This window comes from Clostridium cavendishii DSM 21758 (assembly GCF_900141845.1).
In the GTDB taxonomy this organism is placed as follows: Bacteria; Bacillota; Clostridia; order Clostridiales; family Clostridiaceae; genus Clostridium_AG; species Clostridium_AG cavendishii.
In genome coordinates this window covers 51,419-73,466 of the sequence record NZ_FQZB01000016.1, presented here as the reverse complement: position 1 = coordinate 73,466, position 22,048 = coordinate 51,419, and the positions used below count along the sequence as shown (strand labels likewise).

Here is a 22,048-nt window from a genome sequence, read left to right as displayed (position 1 = left end):
GGCTTATAAATTTTATAGCTAATTTAACACCCATTCGATTTAAAATCAATTATTTATTTTTTAAATATTTTTAAATCAGCTGGAATAAATTTATCAACTTTTTCTGCTTTTGCAAATTTATCTCCATATTCTACTGCTAAAGATCCCATCAAATCTGGCTGTTGTGCAATTGTTATAGTCATATCTCCATTTTTTACAGCCTCTTTTGCATCATCATTTCCATCAAAGCCTATTACCATTGTATTGGTCTTATTTGCTGCTTTTAATGCCTTTATAGCTCCCAAAGCCATTTCATCGTTATGTGCAAATACTACATCTATTTCTGGATTTGCCTGAATTATATTCTCCATTACTGTTAACCCTTTTTGTCTATCAAAATCTGCAGCTTGAACTGACACAAATTTAACTTTTGGATCTTTATCTAAGATATTATGAAATCCTTTTCCTCTATCTCTTGTTGCTGAAGCTCCTGGTACTCCTTGAAGTTCTACTACCTTTATTTCACTTTTTTTCACATTATCTAAAACATATTTACCAGCCATTTCTCCACCAACAATATTGTCAGAAGCTATGTGTAAATCAATATCTACATTATTTACACCTCTATCTAATGTTATTATTGGAATTTCCTTTTTCTTTAATACATTTGCCGTATTTTCTGCTGCATCTGAATCTGTAGGATTTAAAATAAGTGCTTTTATCCCAAGTTGAACTAAATCTTCTACATTTGATCTTTCCTTAGCTGGATCATTTTGAGAATCCAAAACTACCAAATTGTATCCCATTTCTTTAGCCTTCTTTTCAGCTCCATCTTTCATAGATAAGAAGAAAGGGTTATTTAAAGTTGATACTACCATACCTAAAGTTGGTTTATCCTTTTTACTACATCCTACAAAGCTACCTAATGATATTGTGGCAACTAAGGAAAGGGTTAAAATCTTCTTTATTTTATTTTTCATTTTAACTTCCTCCTTATTTTCTACCTTTCTTATCCATAAGTACAGCTATTAATATAACTGCTCCTTTTACTATTGATTGATAGAATGGTGATACGTTCATTAAATTTAGTCCGTTGTTAAGTACCCCAATTATAAGAGCACCAATTATTGTTCCAGTTATTTTACCTTCTCCACCTGAAAGACTTGTTCCACCAATTACTACGGCAGCTATTGCATCTAGTTCATAACCTACACCAGCATTTGGTGAAGCTGAACCTATTCTACTTGTTACTATAATTCCACTTAATGCAGCTACTAGACCTGATACTGCATATGCAGTTGCCTTTATTTTATCTGTATTAATTCCTGATAATCTAGCTGAATCTTCGTTCCCACCTAGTGCATATAAATATCTACCAAATCTTGTTTGTGTTAATGCATAATATGCTATTATAAATACTAAAGCTGTTATTAAAACTGGCACTGGAAGTACTGCTATTTGTCCATTTCCTAAAGAAGTAAATCCTTTTCCAAGTCCTGATATTGGTGTTCCATTTGTAAATACATAAGTAAGTCCTCTTAATATTGTCATAGTTGCAAGAGTTGCAATAAATGCTTGAAGCTTCCCTTTAGAAATTATTATACCGTTTACAAGTCCTATAGCTGTACCTATTATAGCTGCTACTATAAATGCTAAGAATACATTTCCTGTTGATTTTACAATACTAGCTGCTATCGCTCCTGTTATAGCTAAAGTTGAACCAACTGAAAGATCTATTCCCCCTGTTAATATTACGAAAGTCATTCCTACTGCTATTATCGCATTTACTGATACTTGAGTAAGTACATTTGTTATATTTGCAAATGTTAAAAAACTTGGTGTAATAATAGATATTCCCACACATAATACTATTAGAGCAATTAGTGATTTATATTTTTCCATTGTTTTTAAATTGATGTTCATCTTGTTCACTCCTTATTACTTTTACTCTTATGCTAAGGCTAATTTCATTATATTTTCTTGATTAGCTTCTTCTCTTTTTAATTCTCCTGTAACTCTACCTTCACTCATGACAATTATTCTATCGCTTATTCCTAGTACTTCTGGAAGGTCTGAACTTATCATAATTATTGCTTTACCTTTGGCTTTTAATTCATTTAATAATTCGTAAATTTCTTTTTTAGCTCCTACATCTATACCTCTAGTAGGTTCATCTATAATTAAAACACTTGGAGATAACATAAGCCATTTTGCTAAAATAACTTTTTGTTGATTACCACCACTTAAATTTTTAATAAGCTGATGTCTATTAGGAGTTTTTATATTTAATTTTTTAATATAACCTTCTATCTCTTTAGCTTCTTTCTTCTTATCAATTCTTTTTAATACGTTTTCATAAGAGGAAATATTGGAAAGAGTCATATTCTCTCCTACTGAAAGATTAAGAACACAACCTTCTTTTTTTCTATCTTCAGAAAGATAACATATACCTTTATCTATAGCTTCTCTAGGACAATTTATTTTAATTTCCTTTCCTTCAAGCTCTATAGTTCCTTCTATTGCCTTGAAATCTCCAAAAATAGTTTTAGCAAACTCTGTCCTACCAGACCCCATAAGTCCTGCAACCCCTAAGATTTCACCTTCTTTAACATGCAGTGAAGCATTTTTTACGCCTTCTTTGCATGATATGTTTTTAGCTTCAAGCAGTACTTTTCCTTTTTTAACTTCCTTATAAGGAAATTGATCTTCTATCTTTCTTCCAACCATCATAGCTATAAGCTTATCATTATCTATATCTTTAATTTTTGCATCTCCAACATATCTTCCATCTCTTAATACTTCAACTCTATCACATATTGCAAAGATTTCTTCCATTCTGTGTGATATATAAATGATAGCTATTCCTTTTTTCTTTAAGCTTTCTATAACATTAAATAAATGCTTAGTTTCAACATCTGTAAGAGCTGTAGTAGGCTCATCCATTATAATTATTCTTGCATTCTTAGTTAGAGCTTTAGCAATTTCTATCATTTGTTTTTCTCCAACATTGATATCCTTAACTAAAGTTGAAGGATCTATCTTACATCCTATTTGATCTAAAAATAGTTTACTTCTTTCTTCCAACATCTTTTTATCTACTCTTCTTGAAAACTTAGAAACTTTTTCATTACCTAAAAATATATTTTCTGCTACTGTTAAATTTGGTATAACACTTAATTCTTGATGTATTATAGTAACTCCATAAGACTCTGCTTCTTTAATATTTTTTACTTTTACTTCATTTCCTTCTATAAATACACTACCTTCATCCTTCTGGTAAACACCACTAAGAATCTTCATAAGTGTTGATTTACCAGCTCCATTCTCTCCCATAAGTGCAGTAACTTCTCCACCATAAGCTTTTAAGCTTACATCTTCTAAAGCTTTTACTCCTGGAAAGCTTTTTGATATATTCTTCATTTCAAGCATTGGTATTCTTTTATCCATAGGTTATACCTCCTAAAATACAACTCCTGATTTCAATATTATATTTGCATATGGAGTTTGTTCTCCTGTTCTTACTACTGCTTTACATTTCTTTAAATTCACCTTTAATTGTTCATGAGATACAAAAGTCACCTTTTTATCTCCTAATAAATTGTTTATTTCTTCATATAATTTAGGACTTACTTCTCTAGTTTCAGTTGCTAAAATTATTTCTTCAACTTGTAACTCTTCTAATACAGCTTTTAATGTATCAATAAATGTAGGTAAGTTTTTTATTAATGCTAAATCTATTCTTCTTGTTTCATTTGGAATAGGCAAGCCACAGTCTCCTATGGCAAGCATATCAGTGTGTCCCATCTTTGATATTACTTCTGATATTTCTGAATTTAATAATGTTGTTTTTCTCATTTGTTTATACCTCCCCATAAAGCTCTTTTACTTCTTTTAAATATGGTATTGAAGGTTGAGCTCCTTTTCTCGTTACTGATATTGATGATACTCTGTTTCCAAAAAGAACAGCTTTTTTTATATTTTCTAAATTTAAGTTTTTACAATCTAATTTTGAACTTAACCCACCTATAAAGCTATCTCCAGCAGCTGTTGTATCTATTGCATTTACCTTAAATGCTGGTATCACTTCTGCCTCTTCTTTTCCTATAACAGCTGCACCCTTTGAACCAAGAGTAATTATTACATATTCTACTCCTTTTTCATTAAATACCTTAGCTGCATCTTTTGCTGTTTCTAGATCTTCTACTTTAACTCCTGTTAAAGTTTCAGCTTCTGTTTCATTTGGTATTATAATATCGGTATATTTTAACAATTCATCACTTATTTGTTTTGCTGGTGCTGGATTTAAGATTGTTACTTTTCCATTATTCTTAGCAAACTTGAAAGCTTCTATTGCAGCTTTTTCTGGAGTTTCTAATTGTGTTATAAGTATATCTCCATTTAGTATACTGCTTTCCCACTTTGTAACTTCATCTTTAATATCCATATTTGATGCTGGTATAACTACTATCGAATTATTTCCAGTATCACCAACCATTATCATTGCCATTCCTGTTGACTCATTCTCACTTATTGTTATTTCACTCGTATTTATTCCATCCTTATTTAATTCATCTACTAAAATTTGTCCATTTTCATCTTTTCCTATTTTACCAAGCATAGTTACTTCTGCTCCTGATCTTCTAGCTGCAACTGCTTGATTTGCACCTTTACCCCCAGGTATTTTTTCAAATGACTTTGATAATATGGTTTCACCAACCTTAACTATATGATCTACTTTTAACACCATATCCATGTTTAAACTTCCTAAAACTACTACCTTATTCATATATATCACCTCTACTGAAACGTTTTACTAAATCGGTTAACTATATAATAATACACTTGAAAACGTTTTGCAAGAGTTTTCTGAAAATTTTTTCTTAAATGCTATCAAAAAAAAATTAGTATACTTATTCTTGTATACTAACATTTCTTTAAAAATTTAATTTTAATTATCATTTATATTATAAAATTGCTCAAATTTCTCTTTTTTTGTTTTCAAATCACATATATTCTTTATTATCTTTATATTATTTTCTTCAAATTGACGCATCTTATCCTTCAATTCTTTATATGTTTTAATTGTTAAATTTTCAGAATCAATTATATTATCAGCCACCAAGGCATGTTCAAAATTATAAATTGTTTCAAGTTTTAATATTTCTTTATTGTTATTATTTAGTTTATTTGTTTTCTCATTCAATTCTTCTATTATTCCATTAAATATTTCTTTTATTGCTATAGGTAACAATTTTTCGTCATTTAATTCTTTTACTATTTCATTATCCATAAGTAAGTCCCCCTAAATTATATTTCATTTCCCTTTTTATATTATAATAGAAGTTAAGTCTAACAGTCTACTAAAATATGTTTATTCAATGTGTATTTGTATAGGTTAATGGATATACTAAAATCAAAATTATTGTAAATTATTTAATGTAACCAAAAAGTTAAAGCATCCTATATTAAATAAAACTATAACTACAATATACAACTACTATTTGTAAATATAATATTTTCACATAGAGAATGGAGGAAGATTAATACGTTAAAAAAACCATTTAAAACTACTAAAAATCAACCTATAATCGTCAAAAAGCTAGATTCAGAAGTGCACATAATAGAATTTAATGGACTTAAATGGATTGATATTATTAGACCTACCAATAAGGAAATTAAAATGCTTAAAGACATGTATGACTTTCATGACCTTCTGTTAGAAGATTGTATGACTGAACATCAGAGGTCAAAGGTAGATTCATATGAGGATTATAGCTTTATTGTGCTACATCTCCCAAGATATAAAAAGGAACTTTTTAGACTTGACTCTGAAGAAATAGACATCTTCATAGGTGAAAACTACTTAGTTACACTTCATGAAGGAGAACTTAAACCATTAGTAGAACTTGCACATAATTGCAACATAAAAGAAAATCTAAAAATTAAGTACATGGAAAAAGGCTCTGCATTACTCCTTTACGAAATAATTAAGACTTTATTTGATTATTGTTTTCCTATGCTCGATAAAATTGGAAATATAGTTAACGCAATAAATAAACAAGTTTTTGCTACCCGATCAAAAGCAATGCTTGAAAATATATCAAGAACAAAAATGCAAATAATAAATTATAGAAGTGTTATTAAACCATTAAGACCAGTTATTTTAACTTTAGAAAAAGTTATCAAAAAATATCTTCCTAAGGATATGGATATATATTTTGATGATATTACTGATAAAATAGAGAAAATATGGGATATGCTCGAAAACTATAAAGAGGTTATTGAATCTGCTGATAGTACTTTCGCATCCCTTACAAATCATACAATAAACGGTTTGATGCGGACTTTTACTATTATTCAAGTTGCTATATTACCAATGACTCTTGTTAGCGGACTTTTTTCTATGAACGTACAAGGAATTCCAATGCATGATTATTCTATGGCCTTTTGGATAGTATTTGGAATGATATTTATTCCAACAGTTATTATAGGAGTAGTCTTACTTATAAAAAAAGATGAATGGTTTTAATAATTTCTTAACTAAATATATATATATACAATTTCTAAGTTTTAATACTCTTTATATACTTAAAAAAAAGCGAAAACATTTTTATTGTTTTCGTTTTTTCTGATACTTATAACACTTTTATTACTAGTTTAATTTGTAAGAATTCTCTCGCTTATTTATTTTATGAATACAATAAATATATAATATTACAGCTATTAATTTATTTGTTTCGTTATTAATGAAATCTTTGTTTTCTAATAATCCATTAATAAAATTATCAACATCTGAATAATTTGCATTTTCTATAAATTTTTCTAGTTCATCTACTATTTCTTTTCCAAAATTAAGATATATATATATATCAAGTTTTTCTAGTAATGTATATGAAATAAGATTTTTTTTTATATCTGCTATACTATCTATAACTGAAGGATTTTTAACAAAGCTAAATATTTGATTAAGTTCTTCAGTAGTAAATGTTATATTTAATTCTTTTCTAATTAAACTATCATCCATAATATATCGCCTCATATGCAATTAAATCATAACTATACTCCTACTATACTCTTAATCAAATTTATGCGTTACATATATTCAAAAATTGATCATAATTTATTCTTGCATATAACAACTTATTAATACTATTTACCACTTACTTTATTAGAAAGTTAAATCATCATATTCTGTTGCTATATCATCACTAACCTTTTCATATAAAGTGTCTTGTTGTAAATCTAATATATATGTTTTTGAATTATTTGTTGTAATCCAAAAATCTATTTCATGTGGATAAACAACTACTATATCATCTATTTTAATACTTATAGTTTTACTAACTATTGAATCATCTTCTATAGCTATATTTTTTAAACCCTTTAATATCTTTTCTAGCATTTCTTTCATTCTAATATTCCTTATCATTTTTTAGCCTCCATTATATACCTGCTCATGTTTTTTTATTACTCTATAACTTTGTATTCCCCAATTTTATTTAAATATATTCTTTTTATTTTTATAGTGGATTCATATTCGTTTTATTTTTGATTGCTTGTCCAATTATTCATATAATAAATGCCAAGGTCGATTTTACCTATAAACATTTAGTTTTAACTATTCTATAATTTACATATATAAATGCACCAAGACTAACTTAGTGCATTTACTATTATTATTATTTTAAATTTTGTTCATAGCTTTGAACCATTCTCTTAACCATTTCTCCGCCAACACTTCCATTTTGTCTAGAAGAAAGATTTCCCTTATCAGTATTTTCATAATTTTGTAATCCAACATCTGATGCAACCTCATATTTCCATCTGTTTAAACCTTGTCTTGCTTGTGGAACTAAAGTTCTATTACTTCTATTATTTGAAGCCATATTTAACTTCCTCCTTTATATTTTATTTTTTGGTATTAATATCTTAACCATTTTAAAAACTAATAATCTATAGAATCATTACCAATACTAGTATTTAAAACCTCCTTTTACTCTTTTAACCAATATATACATAACATAAAAAAGCCTTGTACTTAGATTATTTTCTAAACGCAAAGCTAATTTTATATTTATTTTAAATTTTTTATTAATCTTCTACCTTCTTTTTTACTATTTCTTCATCAACATTTGTATTCTCTTTAGAATAAAAGTTTTCTTTATAGTTTTCCAATTCTACTTTTGATGTAACTTCATTTCTTGGTCTATATAAACCTTCCCTTAGTTGTGGTACTAACCCTTTATAATTTCTATTATTTGGAGACATATTATTTCACTCCTTTATAATATTTATTATTTTTTTAATAGTAATATATTAACCTTATTAATAAATAATAATCTATAAAACTATTAACAGAGCTAGCATTGAAAAACATTGTTAACTAGCTTTACCATTTTTCTTTGATAAAATTAGTTTTATGTTCTATATACTTTATAATTGTTAATTTATTTAATTATACAGCATGTAATTTTATACCTATAAATTCTCTTATTTCTTTAAGTAAAATTTCTTTTATCATAATAGAAAGATTTAACTCGCGAATAAGTTTTATTATATTTTCATTCTAAACTTTTTATTAAACTTAAATAAAAAGTTTTAACATCATATTCTTGTAATCCTGATACTTGTCCATCTCCTAATTCCATAACAATCCATTCTCCATTAGATTTTTTAGCAATATCAACTGTGAAAAAATTACTTTTTATATTTTTTATTTTTTCTATTATGTCATCTACAAATTCAGGATATTCATTAATATTTTTACCATTCCAATACCCAACTACACATACCACTTTATAATTAAAAATAAATAATCTTAATTCATTCGAAATCGGCATTCCACTTTTCCCATGAAAACCTATAGACTCTAATTCAATAAATTTCCTTAAAACAACACCCTGATTTAAATATTCTCCTTGACCTTTAATAAAGTTATTAACCACTTTTAATGCTTTTTCTGTTTCTTTAGGATTTTCAATATAACAGCTCTCATACCATTCATGCTTACGAGATTTAACATAATCCTTAACTATTATTGGTTCTTCATTAAAATCTTTTAACATATTTATTATCTCTTCTTTATTAGGAACATTTTCACTCCAAATTGTTTTAGGTGTTAAGACTTCAAAATGCTGATACCAATTAGGTAAATAATGAGTATTTACATATTCATCTGGAGTATTTATAAGATAATAATTTTTATCCTCAAGATTATTATAAAGACATTCATACTCTTTAGGTTTAAGCATCCACCCTCTATAAATCACCCTATTAATTTGTGGATTTAATGATACATTTACTTTTCCAAACTCAGTTAAATCCTCATAGCTAAATAAAAGTACATTAATCCCATTACTCTTTGCTTCTTCATATTCATCTATATAATCCATATCAGGCTTATTCTTATTTAATGGATCACTACAAAATAAAAATGTAGTATTATAACTTCTAAAAAGCAATTTATCTTTAAACACTTCCTTTTTAAATTCTTTCCACTCAACTAATAATCCTATTCTTTCATCATAATTCCCTTCAATAATTCTCAGCATTTCTATTCCTAAGACTTTAACTTTTTCTCCTGTTAATGTTATTAATATATCTCCTACTTTAACAATTCCTTTATATTTTCCAGCTATAACTGTTCCACGTCCTTTAATATCAAATACCTCTTCCACTTTTAATACAAAATTATCCTTCATTTCTTCACCCCCAACAATCTAATTTTAATTTCATGTCCACTTATATTTATTTTTCAGTTTACTTTTATATATAATTCCATCCATTCTTCAATAATATCTCTTATTTCAAATCTATTTTTAGAATGTGCTTTTTTAATTATATCCCAACTATGATCTTTATTAACTTTAGCCAAAACCAATCCATATTCCCCATTTATATCTCCATCTGGATACCATCCTAAATCAATTACAATACAAGTGGTATAATCACAACACCATTGACCATTCTTTAAAATCATTTTATTTATTTGTAAAATATCCTCAGTAAAACACCCCCAATTATCTATTATATCTGTTCCATCATCAGAAATTTCAGGTTCAACATCATAAAAATTATTATGACAAATTGCATAACCTGTTGGAATTTTTAAAGCCATTAGTTCCATTTTTCAATACTCTCCACTCATATCTATAATACCGTTAAGATTATATTAACAACTTTTTCACTAGTTGCATCATCCGATTTCACTTTAACCCTTAACTTGTCTTTTTTTCATTTATCCATTCTTCTATATTCTTTCCACTGTTTATATCTTTTACTTATAATAGGTGCAATTTTATCATAATTTTCCCATGTATTCTCCAAGGCATAAAACGTTTCCTTGGCATCATTGTCAAATATCTCTAAATAATCATTTATATATTCTCCATAACCTTCCCCATTATCTAAATAATAACTTAATGTAAACTCTAACTCTTTTTCCCCTCCTTCATGTAATTCTTCGCCTTCTAAATTATTTAATATTATCCATGCTAAATACATCCCAATATGTGTACCCCCATTTTCATTAACCCCCATAATTACAAGCATAACACCCAAAACATGTTAGTAACATTTTGTGTTTTTCACATACAGGAAATCCTTGATTTAAAGGATCAGACTCATCTGATGCATCAAGCCACTCTTTGTAATTATTTTCATCTATATATTTTGGATCAAATTCAACTATCATATCTAATAAAATATCAATATTAGGGATTATAAACTCTTCATTTGGATTATAATTTAAAGTTTTCCATCCAACTCTCTCTTTAACTTTTTTTATTACATTAAGCAAGAATTTTTTTTCTTCTTCGAAAGTATCAATTTCCCAAGGCATATCACATATATCAAATCCAATTGCTCCACGCCCTATATATTTTTGATCCTTTTCTAATAGCCATATTATAATTTCTTTTTCTTTCTTACTTTTAGCAAGTCTTGACCCACTTAATCCTAGCACAGTAAAAAACACGGCAGAAGTACCGTTACTCATACCTAAAGATTTATTATCTTTTATAATTATATTTTTTATAAATTCTAGTTGAATTACTAACTATCTAATAAATTAAACAACTTCACTCAGTATTTTGAACCCATGATATTCTATTAATGCTCTAAAAGCACTAGAGCCACCATAAGGCCAAGCCCACGGATTAAATTCGATTTTTCCTTTTCCATTTGATATTCGCTCACAAGATACAAAGTCATATTCACCATTAGAAAAGGCATCTATCATTGATTCAAAATCCCATGGACGTTGTAACTTAGGAGATGTAAATCGTTCATTTATCGGAGTTTCTTTCCATTGTTTTGCATACTCATTAAGTTCATCAGAAGTTGGCCACCAGAATTTCACAAGAACGTCTTCTTCAAAATAGCCAATCCACTTTGAATCATCTGCTATAATATTCTCTTTCGATTTCTCTTCTTTTATCACATAAAAAAATTTCTGTAGTTTACTAAATCTATCATTATTATTAATTTCAAATTCAAAATAACATTTTCCCATTTTTCTCCCTCCTCAAAATCTTCTTCCATGATGCTTCTTTATTTTACCTATACTATACAGAGCCAATTTCACTTTTAACTATTTATAATAACGCAAGTTCTTTATCTAAAAAATAGCCTGTACTAACTCATCTGAATCAATCCCCCATGTTCCACCTATTCCACAAATTCCAGTAATAGCAATATGATCTTCAGCCCATAATGTTGGTCTATTTGTAGAAAAACATTTATTCACAGTACTTCCCCCATTTCTAGTTTTTATTAATTCTATATATGCTTGAGGTAATTTATATCCTAATAATTTTTCTGCATTTTTTATCATTTCATCTGTAACTGCTTCTTTATTAATATAATAATCTGATCCACTACAAAATTCATCCAAATTAAAATTATTGAAATACACCTTTTACATCTATTTTCTCTATCTGCTTTCTACCATTTATATTACATTACTACAAATCTACCTTCTGGATAACTTCCATCCCATGAACATGGCCATCGACCTTCAGAAAGAACTTGTAAAACCTCATTGAAGAAATCTTTCTTACCTATAACAAACTCTATACATGCCCAAGCGATATCTCTTTTAATAAAGTCCATGACCTCATACTCTAACCCACATCCATCGCTATCTAATCCCATATCTTCAAGTCTTTCTTGAAACCTTAATAATCCATCTGATATTTTAGGACCACTTGCCTGTGCAACTCTATCAAATATCAAATCAATTGATTCATCGCCAATAATATCAATTGCAACAACTTCAATATTATGAGTTTTTATGCTCCACAATTCCATCATCCTATCATTCCAATCATCCCATGCTTCAGTAAAAGATACCGCCACTGTATATTTACCACTATTTTCTCCTGCATGTATAAACCAACAAATATTTTGAATTTCTTTTAAATAAATCTTAATTTTTTCTTCAATTAAATTCTCTTTCATTTTTATCTCCTTCATATTAATTACATCCAAACCCAACTTCATTAACTTTAATTCCTACTACCCCATTTAATAATATTCCTGGTATACTAGGATTAACTTTCTTTAATTTGTAAATCTGAACTTTAGTTAGTTCAGGTGTATATTGAATACTTTTACTAACAAACTCTCCATTAAATATTTTCCCATATAGATAACTAAGAAAACTAAACCATTCTTTCAAGTTCGCTGATTCATCTTCATTATTTCCATTTAAAAATGCATACCCATCTGCATCATAAAATATCATCGAGGCCGTACCCAAATCACAATTTTTATTTTCTATAATTAGTTTAGGAATATTAAACCCATCATCCCAATTATATTTACATGCTATAATATGGAGCGCTATTGGATCATTTATTTTATTAATTTTCTCCTCTAATTTTGAAATATCATCATAAAGCAACTCTCTTATCCATTGATAATTATCATCCATATACTATCTCCTCATCTTATATCCCTATTCAAATATATTATCAATTAACTCTTCAAATTTTTTATAATAACTTTCATACCTACTAATTGCATCTTTAAACTGAATTACTACTTCATCTAAATCACCATAAGTACCACTTTGAGCCAAATAATAAGAATCATCTAATCCATATAAATCATAATATTCATCCTCATAAGATAGGTTTGTGTGAATTAATAATGTATCCGTACATTTAATTGCTTTTACAATACCTATTTCATTATTACTATACTTTTTATAAATAACCGACAATATAATTTTAACTATCTCATCTCTATTAATCTCACTATAACAATTTAATTCACTAAGTTTATTCTCAATATCATTAATTTTAGCCTGTGACATTAAAGATACTTCTATAATTTCATATGGTGGATTTTCTAGATATTCAATTAATTTATCACAAAAATTTATAGTTTCTTCAATTGTAAACATTCCACAACCAATTCCCTCACTGTATACCTCTACAAGCAATTGTAATGAGTCCATATAATCCACCTCACTTAATATAATTTAAAGTTGTAAGATTCACATATTACCTCAAATACATCATCATATGTTTGTACTAAAAAACTTTTAAGTTTTTGATTTCTTATTTTTTCAGCATGATTTAATTTTTCTGAACATTCTATTTCTAAAAAACTTGCTACAGAAAAATCATTCCCTACTAATTTATAACTTAAATCTAGTTCAACCATATTGAATATGTATACCCCTTTAAACTCTAATGAATATTTAATAAACTTATCATTTCTATTTTCACAAAGTTCCCCATTTATTTCTCCTAGTAATTCAACTTTTTTATTAACATAGTCATAATTAATTTCATCTAAATATATTGAGTCTCTACCTTTAATAACCCCAAGTTCTGTTTCTATTGGTTTAAATTCTATTTTAATACTCATTTTTAATCACTTCCCCTAAAGTATCATACAGTCTTGTTCTAGGATAGTTTTTACTATCTTCACTTTTACCTGACCATGTCAAATGAACAACTGCATATCTATTTGAACCATCAAGCAATAAAAATAAGACATCATCACAATCTTCCCTACGTGCTATTTCTTTTACTTCTATACCATATAGAATATGCTCTTTATTAATTTCTTTAATTAACTCACTTTTGAAATATTCCTTGCCATTTTCTATCCATTCCCATATATCGTTATCTAATTTAAAGTTACTTCCATTAGACATTTACATCCCCACCTTATTTTCTAATAATAGTCGCTTATTCCCCTCTATCTTAATTTTAAATATTTTATTAATCATTAGCAAATGAAATTCATATTATTTTTTACCGCTTATAATAATACCCCTAACTTTCCCTTATATCCATTTTACCATTAAAACTGCCATTTTCCTTACATCTTGTCCCTACTATGTCCACCAGCAATAAAATTGCGTTATGAATGAAGTTTTTCCCTTCATTAGCTTTGCTTCTACCCGATTTGGTACCTGCAGTACATTTCATGGATTTATTTGGTTTTTCTTTAGTATTAAACTCAGAAATAAAAACAGGAGCTCCATCAAGGGCTCATACCTTACCTACCCAAACCGTTGATTTTACTTAGATTATGGAGTGTGGATGAAACGTTTTTGAGGGTGTTTTTGGGTATGAAAAAGCCTTGTACCTAGATTATTCTCTAAGCACAAGGCTAATTTATTTATACCAATACTTGACCATGAATGGTTTCGTATTTGGTTTTCATACATATTTGCTCTTACATTGTTCAGAACTTTGTTTTTATGTTCAGAACTTTAATATTAAGAAACAATACTTTGAATTATTTGTTCATTGCTTCTTCTATAGCAACTGCAACAGCAACTGTAGCACCAACCATTGGGTTGTTACCCATTCAAGCTTTCAAGAAATTTAGTTGCATTTACGAAAATTAATTATCCTCTAAAAGCATTGGTATAACTGGGTTTATCGCAAACGTGTAAAATTTATAAACATCCATTTACATTTAAAATACTTTAGAAAAATTTACTCGGCGTTGACAAACCGTTGACAAAGTAGAAGATAAATTATATGTTAAATGTAAAACTTTTTGATTAATGTATATAAGGCCAGGAGAAATAAGTTCTGGTTTTATAATAATTCTAATATAATAAATTATTCTTAAAAGTTTTATTTATATTTATTTTTTACTCCTATAATTTCATCTAGTTCAGGTTTAAATGTAATTTCACATTCAGGCATTACGGCTCTCAATAACTCTTTTGTTTTATCTTCACCACTTGAAACTCTAGTAATTATTACTTTTGTCTTTCCATTAGTAAACTCTGTTATCTTTCCTATTATATCTTCCATAAAATAACGCCTTCCTTTTAATTGTAACTAAAAGAGTATGCACCCTAATTTGTACATACTTTTTTTCTTTATTGATTTAAATTTACTTTTTTATTCTTGTTAACTGTTCCTAATATTACTCCAGTTATTCCAAACACTATTTCTAAAATCATAGTTATTAGTAGGAATGCCATAGCGCTATCTGGAGCAAAATATTTACCAAACTCATTCATATCATCTTTTATATTTAATCTTATAGTAAAAAATACTATTATAGGCATTAAAATAAATACTGCACTTGATATTATAGCTAATAATTTATTAGCCTTTAATCCTGATACAAAATATAAAATTGATACAACTAAACTCGCTACTGCAAATATTAATAATATTTTACTAGTGGTACTTCCTGCTGGTAAACTCATGCTTGTTACAAATAAAAGTATATCAGCCAATAAAATTAAAATAAAACCTATTATTCCTGTTATTTTCATTTACTCTCCCCCTATTCACGTCTATATTATCAAAAATTTATTTTTAATGCAAATTAATGTATCTTTATATATAATTTTCTATCACATCAAATCCCTTATCAGTATCTAATATTAGTGAATTTTTATCTGCTCTAATTAGCCAAAAAGCCATTAATAAATCCCCTGTACTCCCTAATAAATTTATAAAAAATACTAACCCACCTACTACTGGTATAAATAATGATATAATAGATATTAATGTTACTGGAGCTAATAATACTATAGTAAGTTCTATAACTGTTAATCTTATCCCTGTAGTTTCTTTTGTATAAGCAAATATCCCTTTGAATCCTATTTTAAATTTACCACCAAGCATCTTATAAGTTAGTCCATGTATTAGTTCATGTATAAGAGTATTTATAGTAGCTATTATCAATAACATTAAATAATACTTTAAAACTACATGAGATTGAAATAATTCAATTATATTAGCGTTGATAAGAATTATAGTGTTCATTTGTAGAACAACTATTATACAAGCTATTACAAGGCATAATATATGAGTTTTCTTTGTAATTATAAAAGACATGTCCACACCTCCTAATTGAAGTATTGACATGTCTTGTTAGGTTTAAACTTTATTTGTTATTTTTAAAGTAAATATTAATATTTTTAAGTTGTTCCTCTAAGTTCCAGTTTTCCTTTTTCTTTTTCTCCCTAAACCATTTAGCATTTTTATTCAACCATTTTGTACGATAACTTTCAAAGCTCTCACCTTCACTATCATCATCAAATCCAAATTCAAAGCCACAACAGCTACATATTTCATATGAAGGATTTCCATCTAAATCGTATGGTTTTTCATCAAGTTCATTATATCCACAAACAGGACAAATATACATATTATCAACTCCAATCACATTTTATTGTAATAATTAATTCCATCCTTTGGCTTAAAATAAGTTTTTATATTGCCAAGTCTATCTTGTGCTACAAATTCATTTGCAGACTCCTTATACAATAATTCATCTCCATTTTTACGTTTTTTCTTTAATATAGTATTCTCACCCTTAGACTTAACAATATCTTGTGCCCCCTCTAAATATTCTTTCTCAGTTATATTACCAAATTCCTTTTGGTCTACTACATGCTTATCATAGTGCTCTTTTAATAATTCTTCTGTTTTAAAATTAGGTCTTGTTTCTTCAGTATCTTTTTTTGGATTACTATCTGTATTAGCAGGTATAATATGTGCTCCATTGACTCCATATATTATAACACCCATAGTAGTATCCATAAAAGTTTTCTTACTAGCATCGTAATATTGTCCTATAGTATATTGAAAGTCCACCAACTCAGTATAATCATTAATTTTATATCCTGTCCCTGAGTAATAATCAAGTAATTCACTAGCATCTTCAGTTAACAAACTTCTGGTTATACCTTTTGCTATATCTGCTTCATATGCCTTTGTCCCTTTTATATGTGCATCTTGTAATGATTGATTTATTACTACTGGTCTACCATTTATATATCTTTGCACTGTTAAGGAATCAGTTGTTGGTTTTATATTTTCTTGTGCTTCTTCTGTTGGTGAGCATATATCATCAATTTTAGGAAAAGCATCCTCAAATGTATTATCTTTAACCCTATCTAAAGGAATAGCAGTAGATGGAATAGCCTGAACTGATTTAGGTAATGCTATATCATTAATGTTAGGAAAATGTACTGAAGTATTACGGGCATAATCATTCAAGCTAGGATTAAAAGGTATAGCTATAGAGCCAGTATTAGGCAGAGCATCAATACCTTTTTGAATTGTTGGGTCATAACAAATAGATGGAGTTGTATTAGAACCAAAATTAGGAATAGAAGGACAACCATAAATATTAGAAAAAGGATATTTGGGATTATAATAACTAATAGAACTAGAACTTAAAATAACTGGAAAGACAGTTGAACCTGAACTTGGAAAACAATAAGGCGCTCCTTCTTTCAAAACAACGCTAATACCATTATTAGGAGTTGAATTAACCGATATGACATCTACAGGATTAACAAAAATAATTACATTACCATAATCAGTGTGTCCCCCAATAAAAGGCTGTAATCCAGTAGTATTAACAAGCTTAGTCAAATCAAAATTACTAGGAATACCAGGACTAATACTAATACTATCAGTAATATTATGATAAGTTTTTTTCAAAGCCTGTATAGCATCTTGAGTCATATATATAGTTTGAGTTTTTACATCATAAAAAGTATTTTGCATAAAGGTAGTACTACTACAAAGGCCATCATAAACTTTTGCCCTAAAATCAGCGCTCAAATCAACAGGTTTAGATTGTTCCATTGATATTCTACTAAACTCTTTAAAATCATGTTTCTGAAAAGCATCTATAGCTTTCATACTCTCTGTATTATCTTGATGAGCAACAGCATAGCCTAAAGTAGCTATCATAAGTATTTCACCGATGACAGGAACTGGAGCTAGTTCAGGAGCTAGAGCAGCTGGATTAGCCTGAGCTTCCTTATTCTCTCCTATGTATTTATTATTAAATTGTGTAGGTAAAGTATATGTACCTATAAGACTAATGAAAAAGAAAATTGTAAATACAAATGTAAAATGTTTTAATTTATTATATATTTTGATTTCCCCCTTTAAAATTAAAATCATTTACTATTTTAACATATTATTTACAATTATGTAATTATACTCTTAATATTGATATATAAAACAAAAAACACAAGGCTAAGGATTTTATTTTTGAACACTAGCTAAAAAAATTTGTTAAACTGAAGATTATATAAATAAATTATAAATTAATTCAGTTGTAAGAATAAAAAAGTAGTATAATCTCTTATTACAGCTTTACCTGATTTATTTTGTGATATATGTAAAGAATGTAATTTAGAAACTTGTAAAAAATGTATAGAGAAACAGAAGTAACGTAAGACATCTTTAGTTACATTAAAAAAAGCGTAGAATTTCTACGCTTTTTTACTTGGGGTAATACCAGTATCTGTGCAATGAAGTGTAAAGTAATTTGTACTTATTAGATAATTGTCATTTTATTTTGCCCCTGGTAAATAGGCATACATAAGATTTTGAAGGTTTTTATATATAGCATCTATTTTAATAAATAAAATGTATGTAAAATAGGTTTTTAAAATTAATTGTATAAATTTTTCTTTAAACTTTTTTTTGATTTTCCAATGTAACCTTTCTGTAACTTTTATGTAACTTTTTTGTATCCCTTCAATATATTTACATCAGACAAGTTCAATGATATTCTATTTATGTAATCAAAATAAATTTATGGAGGATTAGAAAATGAAAAAAATCTTATTAACATCAATTTTAACAGGTACATTATTGGTATCTGCTTTAACATTTAATTCAACAACTGTTAAAGCAAATGAAATTCAAAAGGATGGAATTCAAGCAACGTATGCAACTTCATCTAATTCACTTACCCCTATTCGTGAATTAGCTGAAAATGCAGGACTTAAGGTTGTTTATTTTTCTGGAATTGTACAAACAGTTGACAGCAATTATGGTACAAAATCTATGCGAATAACTGACATATTAAGGAAATACCCTAAATCATTATTTAGAGATGGGGTACTATATATGACAAAAGCGGATTTTGAGGATGCATTTCTTTACTATAATTAAAAAATATAATATTATGTTTTAATGATTTGGAGCTGTCTTCTAATAGAATTTAAATCTGTTAGTGATAGCTTCTTTTCTTAGTTTTATAGTTTTTTAAGGCAAGAATATAGCTATAAAGTCGTATGAGGAATTTTAAAGGTTCTTATATAAGCCTTCTATTCTATATACAAATAGGTTTAAAATCGCCCGTATGGGGTAATAATCCTACCTAGAGGTGATTCTATGATTAAAAAGTTATATTCGAATTAATTTATCTATATATTTATGTATATTTTTTACAATAAGTTTAATTTTACTTGCGATTTAATACAAGGAAGAATATTAGTTTTTTTTGGGTGGAACACTACAAACTATGCTTGAAGCTGAAATGGACAACCATTTGGGTTACGCTCCATATGAGCGCACCGATAATTTGAATTCAAGAAATGGTAAGAAATCAAAGGTTGTGAGAAGTAAATATGGTGAGATGGAAATAGATGTGCCTCAAGATAGGGATAGTTCCTTTGAACCTAAAATAGTAAAAAAGAGACAAAAAGATATATCAAATATTGAAGATAAAATAATTTCTATGTATGCTAAGGGTCTTACAACACGCCAAATCTCTGAACAAATAGAAGATATATATGGATTTGAAGTTAGTGAAGGAATGGTATCGGATATCACGGATAAACTATTACCTGAAATCGAAGACTGGCAACAGCGCCCTCTTTGCTCTGTATATCCTATAGTTTATATCGATGCTGTACATTTCTCCGTTAGAGACAATCATGTTATAAAGAAACTTGCTGCATATGTTATTCTTGGCATAAATGAAGATGGTAAGAAAGAGGTTTTAAGCATCAATATTGGTCAAAATGAAAGCAGTAAATATTGGCTTACTGTGTTAAATGAGCTCAAAAACAGGGGCGTAAAAGATATTTTAATACTTTGTGCCGATGGCCTTACAGGTATTAAGGAGTCAATTTCAGTAGCATTTCCCAAAAATGAATATCAACGTTGTATTGTACATCAAGTTAGAAATACTCTAAAATATGTTGCAGATAAGGATAAGAAAGAATTTGCAAATGATTTAAAGACAATATATCATGCATCCTCAGAAGAGATTGGTCATAACCGTATGGTAGAAATTGCGGAGAAATGGCAAAGCCATTATCCGAATGCAATGAAAAGTTGGTCTATAAACTGGGATGTAATAAGTCCTATATTTAAGTTTTCTGCTGATGTAAGAAAGGTAATCTACACAACTAATGCAATAGAAAGTCTGAATAGTAGCTATCGACGTTTAAACCGTCAAAGAAGCGTATTTCCAAGTGATACAGCACTACTTAAAGCTTTATATTTAGCTACATTTGAAGCTACAAAGAAATGGAATTTACCGCTTCGTAACTGGGGTAAAGTCTATGGAGAGTTGTCTATAATGTTTGAAGATAGGTTAGATAACTAATAGTGTAGCAACCAAAAAATATACCCTTTTATAGGGTGTTATTGACATGCTCTTTATTATTTACTATATTAAAATTAAGGTATGGATGCTATTTCATAAACTCCATACCTATAAAATAATTATCATAAAAAGCTATTTACAGAAAAGCCTTCACACACTCATATAAAAACTTTTTAGTATAGACATTGCAGGTAAAATAATACAAGCCTAGTTCATTTAACTAGGCTCTGTTCAAACTTATCTAATAAAAAGGAGAAGTCTACACTTCTCCTAATTCAAATATTATTTAAACCCTTGTATATTTGTCATTTTAATGCTTATTCCTTTTGTGTCAGCTAATGCAAGATAAGCTTTTAATTCAAATATATCTCCTTGCTTACATTGTTTTTGATACCAATCGAAGCCATTGCATATTTTTTCTCCATTTCTTAAAACCTCCCATTGGATATACACTTTATTGAAACTATCTGCATTATTATTAGTTATAGCCATTAAAGCGTGGTTATCTTCTACTCGAACATTTGAATATTCAAAGTTATTAATTACATTTTCTTTCTTTACTTGTTCTTGCTTAACCTCTGCTTGTTTAATTTCCTCTTTAGAATCTGATTTTTTTACTTCTTGATTTTCCATCTTTGAAACCTCCTTAGATTCTTCTTTTTTAGATTCAGCCACTTGTACTTTGTTTTCAGTCGGTTTAGGTGTTGTAGCTTGGTTATATACTACTGCTCCACCTCCTATAGTGCCTGTAGTAACTAATAATCCTATGATTATCTTTTTTAATGATACTTTTTTCATTTTTCTCTCTCCCTTTTTAATTAATTTATTTTAAATTATTGTTGACTTTGTTGCTTTTAAAAGTATTATTGAGGAATTGTGGACACGTTGCAAGTGATATAGTTAACCCTAAGTTTTTACACCTAGGATTCTATTATTGAGTTTATTGAATTGTATCGCTCGTTTAATACTCTACTTGTATTTAAAGCTTTACCAAACTATAAAATGTTGCCCTATAACTTGTCTATTATTACTTTAAATCCCCCACAAATATGGCATTTCCCTTACACCCATCTAATTTATATACAAGTCAGATGTACCTTGTTAAGGAGTATATCTAATAAGTAGAGTAATTAAATATAACCCAATAGACTTTATGCATCGGCTCTACCACACCACTATAATTATTTAAAGTTGCTATAGTGCA

The 22,048-nt window shown here is 28.1% G+C and carries 30 protein-coding genes and 1 pseudogene; 3 read left to right on the top strand and 28 right to left on the bottom strand.

The genetic code is table 11. From position 1 onward, the window contains the following. Positions 1–53 precede the first annotated feature (53 nt). The 6 genes from rbsB to BUB01_RS18070 form a co-directional block, all read right to left on the bottom strand. A complete protein-coding gene (rbsB, locus tag BUB01_RS18095; protein WP_072991431.1) occupies positions 54–959 on the bottom strand; it encodes a ribose ABC transporter substrate-binding protein RbsB in 906 nt (301 codons plus the stop codon). A 13-nt stretch (positions 960–972) separates the two neighbouring features. After that, positions 973–1,902 (bottom strand): ABC transporter permease subunit, encoded by a 930-nt coding sequence (locus BUB01_RS18090; protein ID WP_072991428.1) that lies wholly within the window; start codon positions 1,900–1,902, stop codon positions 973–975. Positions 1,903–1,929: 27 nt separating this feature from the next. Next, the gene (locus BUB01_RS18085; RefSeq protein WP_072991425.1) at positions 1,930–3,426 is read right to left on the bottom strand and encodes a sugar ABC transporter ATP-binding protein; all 1,497 of its coding nucleotides are present in this window, start codon (positions 3,424–3,426) and stop codon (positions 1,930–1,932) included. A 12-nt stretch (positions 3,427–3,438) separates the two neighbouring features. Further along, positions 3,439–3,834 (bottom strand): D-ribose pyranase, encoded by a 396-nt coding sequence (gene rbsD / locus BUB01_RS18080; protein WP_072991422.1) that lies wholly within the window; start codon positions 3,832–3,834, stop codon positions 3,439–3,441. A gap of 4 nt (positions 3,835–3,838) precedes the next feature. Then, the gene (rbsK, locus tag BUB01_RS18075; RefSeq protein ID WP_072991419.1) at positions 3,839–4,765 is read right to left on the bottom strand and encodes a ribokinase; all 927 of its coding nucleotides are present in this window, start codon (positions 4,763–4,765) and stop codon (positions 3,839–3,841) included. A gap of 162 nt (positions 4,766–4,927) precedes the next feature. Continuing rightward, the gene (locus BUB01_RS18070) at positions 4,928–5,269 is read right to left on the bottom strand and encodes a hypothetical protein (protein ID WP_072991416.1); all 342 of its coding nucleotides are present in this window, start codon (positions 5,267–5,269) and stop codon (positions 4,928–4,930) included. Positions 5,270–5,590: 321 nt separating this feature from the next. On the opposite strand from BUB01_RS18070, the gene BUB01_RS18065 reads away from it, so the two are divergent. After that, positions 5,591–6,508, top strand: coding sequence for a magnesium transporter CorA family protein (locus BUB01_RS18065; protein WP_242958438.1), 918 nt, complete (start codon positions 5,591–5,593; stop codon positions 6,506–6,508). 123 nt (positions 6,509–6,631) lie between these two features. On the opposite strand, the gene BUB01_RS18060 is transcribed toward BUB01_RS18065, so the two are convergent. From BUB01_RS18060 to BUB01_RS22785, 21 genes are all read right to left on the bottom strand, one after another. Then, positions 6,632–7,003: a hypothetical protein gene (locus tag BUB01_RS18060; protein ID WP_072991411.1), complete on the bottom strand. Its 372-nt coding sequence runs from the start codon at positions 7,001–7,003 to the stop codon at positions 6,632–6,634. Between the two features lie 144 nt (positions 7,004–7,147). Beyond that, positions 7,148–7,408: a hypothetical protein gene (locus tag BUB01_RS18055; protein WP_072991409.1), complete on the bottom strand. Its 261-nt coding sequence runs from the start codon at positions 7,406–7,408 to the stop codon at positions 7,148–7,150. 250 nt (positions 7,409–7,658) lie between these two features. Continuing rightward, complete coding sequence (locus tag BUB01_RS18050) at positions 7,659–7,865, bottom strand: alpha/beta-type small acid-soluble spore protein (RefSeq protein WP_072991407.1); 207 nt, start codon at positions 7,863–7,865, stop codon at positions 7,659–7,661. A 205-nt stretch (positions 7,866–8,070) separates the two neighbouring features. Continuing rightward, entirely contained in the window at positions 8,071–8,247 is a 177-nt protein-coding gene (locus tag BUB01_RS22980; protein ID WP_143152530.1) for a small acid-soluble spore protein, read from the bottom strand. Between the two features lie 293 nt (positions 8,248–8,540). Continuing rightward, the gene (locus BUB01_RS18045) at positions 8,541–9,680 is read right to left on the bottom strand and encodes an ATP-grasp domain-containing protein (protein ID WP_242958437.1); all 1,140 of its coding nucleotides are present in this window, start codon (positions 9,678–9,680) and stop codon (positions 8,541–8,543) included. A 53-nt stretch (positions 9,681–9,733) separates the two neighbouring features. Further along, entirely contained in the window at positions 9,734–10,105 is a 372-nt protein-coding gene (locus BUB01_RS18040) for a hypothetical protein (protein ID WP_072991405.1), read from the bottom strand. Between the two features lie 107 nt (positions 10,106–10,212). Beyond that, on the bottom strand, positions 10,213–10,530 hold the full coding sequence (locus BUB01_RS18035) for a DUF7832 domain-containing protein (protein ID WP_072991403.1): 318 nt from the start codon (positions 10,528–10,530) through the stop codon (positions 10,213–10,215). Further along, the gene (locus BUB01_RS18030; RefSeq protein WP_072991401.1) at positions 10,508–10,975 is read right to left on the bottom strand and encodes a hypothetical protein; all 468 of its coding nucleotides are present in this window, start codon (positions 10,973–10,975) and stop codon (positions 10,508–10,510) included. Before BUB01_RS18030 ends, BUB01_RS18035 begins: the two co-directional genes overlap by 23 nt. 72 nt (positions 10,976–11,047) lie before the next feature. Then, the gene (locus BUB01_RS18025) at positions 11,048–11,491 is read right to left on the bottom strand and encodes a hypothetical protein (RefSeq protein WP_072991399.1); all 444 of its coding nucleotides are present in this window, start codon (positions 11,489–11,491) and stop codon (positions 11,048–11,050) included. 105 nt (positions 11,492–11,596) lie between these two features. Next, on the bottom strand, positions 11,597–11,872 hold the full coding sequence (locus BUB01_RS18020) for an SMI1/KNR4 family protein (RefSeq protein WP_072991397.1): 276 nt from the start codon (positions 11,870–11,872) through the stop codon (positions 11,597–11,599). Positions 11,873–11,934: 62 nt separating this feature from the next. Beyond that, the gene (locus BUB01_RS18015) at positions 11,935–12,438 is read right to left on the bottom strand and encodes a hypothetical protein (RefSeq protein ID WP_072991395.1); all 504 of its coding nucleotides are present in this window, start codon (positions 12,436–12,438) and stop codon (positions 11,935–11,937) included. Positions 12,439–12,454: 16 nt separating this feature from the next. Beyond that, entirely contained in the window at positions 12,455–12,913 is a 459-nt protein-coding gene (locus BUB01_RS18010; protein ID WP_072991393.1) for a DUF4274 domain-containing protein, read from the bottom strand. Positions 12,914–12,937: 24 nt separating this feature from the next. Further along, positions 12,938–13,441: a hypothetical protein gene (locus BUB01_RS18005; protein ID WP_072991390.1), complete on the bottom strand. Its 504-nt coding sequence runs from the start codon at positions 13,439–13,441 to the stop codon at positions 12,938–12,940. Between the two features lie 14 nt (positions 13,442–13,455). After that, positions 13,456–13,857: a hypothetical protein gene (locus tag BUB01_RS18000; RefSeq protein ID WP_072991386.1), complete on the bottom strand. Its 402-nt coding sequence runs from the start codon at positions 13,855–13,857 to the stop codon at positions 13,456–13,458. Further along, complete coding sequence (locus BUB01_RS17995; protein ID WP_084108993.1) at positions 13,847–14,149, bottom strand: hypothetical protein; 303 nt, start codon at positions 14,147–14,149, stop codon at positions 13,847–13,849. Before BUB01_RS17995 ends, BUB01_RS18000 begins: the two co-directional genes overlap by 11 nt. A 121-nt stretch (positions 14,150–14,270) precedes the next feature. Continuing rightward, positions 14,271–14,426, bottom strand: coding sequence for a hypothetical protein (locus tag BUB01_RS23610; RefSeq protein ID WP_207650002.1), 156 nt, complete (start codon positions 14,424–14,426; stop codon positions 14,271–14,273). A 660-nt stretch (positions 14,427–15,086) separates the two neighbouring features. Continuing rightward, positions 15,087–15,269, bottom strand: coding sequence for a hypothetical protein (locus tag BUB01_RS17990; protein ID WP_072991382.1), 183 nt, complete (start codon positions 15,267–15,269; stop codon positions 15,087–15,089). A gap of 68 nt (positions 15,270–15,337) precedes the next feature. Then, on the bottom strand, positions 15,338–15,742 hold the full coding sequence (locus BUB01_RS17985) for a hypothetical protein (RefSeq protein ID WP_072991379.1): 405 nt from the start codon (positions 15,740–15,742) through the stop codon (positions 15,338–15,340). Positions 15,743–15,806: 64 nt separating this feature from the next. Beyond that, the gene (locus BUB01_RS17980; RefSeq protein WP_072991376.1) at positions 15,807–16,310 is read right to left on the bottom strand and encodes a DUF3267 domain-containing protein; all 504 of its coding nucleotides are present in this window, start codon (positions 16,308–16,310) and stop codon (positions 15,807–15,809) included. Positions 16,311–16,359: 49 nt separating this feature from the next. Beyond that, the gene (locus tag BUB01_RS17975; RefSeq protein ID WP_072991373.1) at positions 16,360–16,623 is read right to left on the bottom strand and encodes a hypothetical protein; all 264 of its coding nucleotides are present in this window, start codon (positions 16,621–16,623) and stop codon (positions 16,360–16,362) included. 14 nt (positions 16,624–16,637) lie between these two features. Then, on the bottom strand, positions 16,638–18,398 hold the full coding sequence (locus BUB01_RS22785; RefSeq protein WP_084108987.1) for a polymorphic toxin type 50 domain-containing protein: 1,761 nt from the start codon (positions 18,396–18,398) through the stop codon (positions 16,638–16,640). 657 nt (positions 18,399–19,055) lie between these two features. Between BUB01_RS22785 and BUB01_RS17960 the strand changes: the two genes are divergently transcribed. Together BUB01_RS17960 and BUB01_RS17955 are read left to right on the top strand one after the other, a co-directional pair. Continuing rightward, positions 19,056–19,400: a hypothetical protein gene (locus BUB01_RS17960; RefSeq protein WP_072991370.1), complete on the top strand. Its 345-nt coding sequence runs from the start codon at positions 19,056–19,058 to the stop codon at positions 19,398–19,400. Between the two features lie 331 nt (positions 19,401–19,731). Then, positions 19,732–20,844, top strand: a pseudogene (locus BUB01_RS17955) (IS256 family transposase); the annotation flags it as partial. A 282-nt stretch (positions 20,845–21,126) separates the two neighbouring features. Here the strand turns inward: BUB01_RS17955 and BUB01_RS17950 are convergent. Beyond that, positions 21,127–21,642, bottom strand: a complete 516-nt coding sequence (locus BUB01_RS17950; protein ID WP_072991363.1) for a hypothetical protein — start codon at positions 21,640–21,642, stop codon at positions 21,127–21,129. Positions 21,643–22,048: the final 406 nt, after the last annotated feature.

What these genes read in the sequence shown, in the direction of transcription:
- BUB01_RS17975 (WP_072991373.1), bottom strand. Translation starts at nt 16,623, where the DNA reads ATGTATATTTGTCCTGTTTGTGGATATAATGAACTTGATGAAAAACCA.
- BUB01_RS18015 (WP_072991395.1), bottom strand. Translation starts at nt 12,438, where the DNA reads ATGAAAGAGAATTTAATTGAAGAAAAAATTAAGATTTATTTAAAAGAA.
- BUB01_RS18005 (WP_072991390.1), bottom strand. Translation starts at nt 13,441, where the DNA reads ATGGACTCATTACAATTGCTTGTAGAGGTATACAGTGAGGGAATTGGT.
- BUB01_RS18055 (WP_072991409.1), bottom strand. Translation starts at nt 7,408, where the DNA reads ATGATAAGGAATATTAGAATGAAAGAAATGCTAGAAAAGATATTAAAG.
- rbsK (WP_072991419.1), bottom strand. Translation starts at nt 4,765, where the DNA reads ATGAATAAGGTAGTAGTTTTAGGAAGTTTAAACATGGATATGGTGTTA.
- BUB01_RS17985 (WP_072991379.1), bottom strand. Translation starts at nt 15,742, where the DNA reads ATGAAAATAACAGGAATAATAGGTTTTATTTTAATTTTATTGGCTGAT.
- BUB01_RS22980 (WP_143152530.1), bottom strand. Translation starts at nt 8,247, where the DNA reads ATGTCTCCAAATAATAGAAATTATAAAGGGTTAGTACCACAACTAAGG.
- rbsD (WP_072991422.1), bottom strand. Translation starts at nt 3,834, where the DNA reads ATGAGAAAAACAACATTATTAAATTCAGAAATATCAGAAGTAATATCA.
- rbsB (WP_072991431.1), bottom strand. Translation starts at nt 959, where the DNA reads ATGAAAAATAAAATAAAGAAGATTTTAACCCTTTCCTTAGTTGCCACA.
- BUB01_RS18030 (WP_072991401.1), bottom strand. Translation starts at nt 10,975, where the DNA reads ATGAGTAACGGTACTTCTGCCGTGTTTTTTACTGTGCTAGGATTAAGT.
- BUB01_RS17980 (WP_072991376.1), bottom strand. Translation starts at nt 16,310, where the DNA reads ATGTCTTTTATAATTACAAAGAAAACTCATATATTATGCCTTGTAATA.
- BUB01_RS18060 (WP_072991411.1), bottom strand. Translation starts at nt 7,003, where the DNA reads ATGGATGATAGTTTAATTAGAAAAGAATTAAATATAACATTTACTACT.
- BUB01_RS22785 (WP_084108987.1), bottom strand. Translation starts at nt 18,398, where the DNA reads ATGATTTTAATTTTAAAGGGGGAAATCAAAATATATAATAAATTAAAA.
- BUB01_RS18035 (WP_072991403.1), bottom strand. Translation starts at nt 10,530, where the DNA reads ATGCTTGTAATTATGGGGGTTAATGAAAATGGGGGTACACATATTGGG.
- BUB01_RS18085 (WP_072991425.1), bottom strand. Translation starts at nt 3,426, where the DNA reads ATGGATAAAAGAATACCAATGCTTGAAATGAAGAATATATCAAAAAGC.
- BUB01_RS18025 (WP_072991399.1), bottom strand. Translation starts at nt 11,491, where the DNA reads ATGGGAAAATGTTATTTTGAATTTGAAATTAATAATAATGATAGATTT.
- BUB01_RS17960 (WP_072991370.1), top strand. Translation starts at nt 19,056, where the DNA reads ATGAAAAAAATCTTATTAACATCAATTTTAACAGGTACATTATTGGTA.
- BUB01_RS17950 (WP_072991363.1), bottom strand. Translation starts at nt 21,642, where the DNA reads ATGAAAAAAGTATCATTAAAAAAGATAATCATAGGATTATTAGTTACT.
- BUB01_RS18070 (WP_072991416.1), bottom strand. Translation starts at nt 5,269, where the DNA reads ATGGATAATGAAATAGTAAAAGAATTAAATGACGAAAAATTGTTACCT.
- BUB01_RS17990 (WP_072991382.1), bottom strand. Translation starts at nt 15,269, where the DNA reads ATGGAAGATATAATAGGAAAGATAACAGAGTTTACTAATGGAAAGACA.
- BUB01_RS23610 (WP_207650002.1), bottom strand. Translation starts at nt 14,426, where the DNA reads ATGAAATGTACTGCAGGTACCAAATCGGGTAGAAGCAAAGCTAATGAA.
- BUB01_RS18040 (WP_072991405.1), bottom strand. Translation starts at nt 10,105, where the DNA reads ATGGAACTAATGGCTTTAAAAATTCCAACAGGTTATGCAATTTGTCAT.
- BUB01_RS18050 (WP_072991407.1), bottom strand. Translation starts at nt 7,865, where the DNA reads ATGGCTTCAAATAATAGAAGTAATAGAACTTTAGTTCCACAAGCAAGA.
- BUB01_RS18000 (WP_072991386.1), bottom strand. Translation starts at nt 13,857, where the DNA reads ATGAGTATTAAAATAGAATTTAAACCAATAGAAACAGAACTTGGGGTT.
- BUB01_RS18090 (WP_072991428.1), bottom strand. Translation starts at nt 1,902, where the DNA reads ATGAACATCAATTTAAAAACAATGGAAAAATATAAATCACTAATTGCT.
- BUB01_RS18045 (WP_242958437.1), bottom strand. Translation starts at nt 9,680, where the DNA reads ATGAAGGATAATTTTGTATTAAAAGTGGAAGAGGTATTTGATATTAAA.
- BUB01_RS17995 (WP_084108993.1), bottom strand. Translation starts at nt 14,149, where the DNA reads ATGTCTAATGGAAGTAACTTTAAATTAGATAACGATATATGGGAATGG.
- BUB01_RS18010 (WP_072991393.1), bottom strand. Translation starts at nt 12,913, where the DNA reads ATGGATGATAATTATCAATGGATAAGAGAGTTGCTTTATGATGATATT.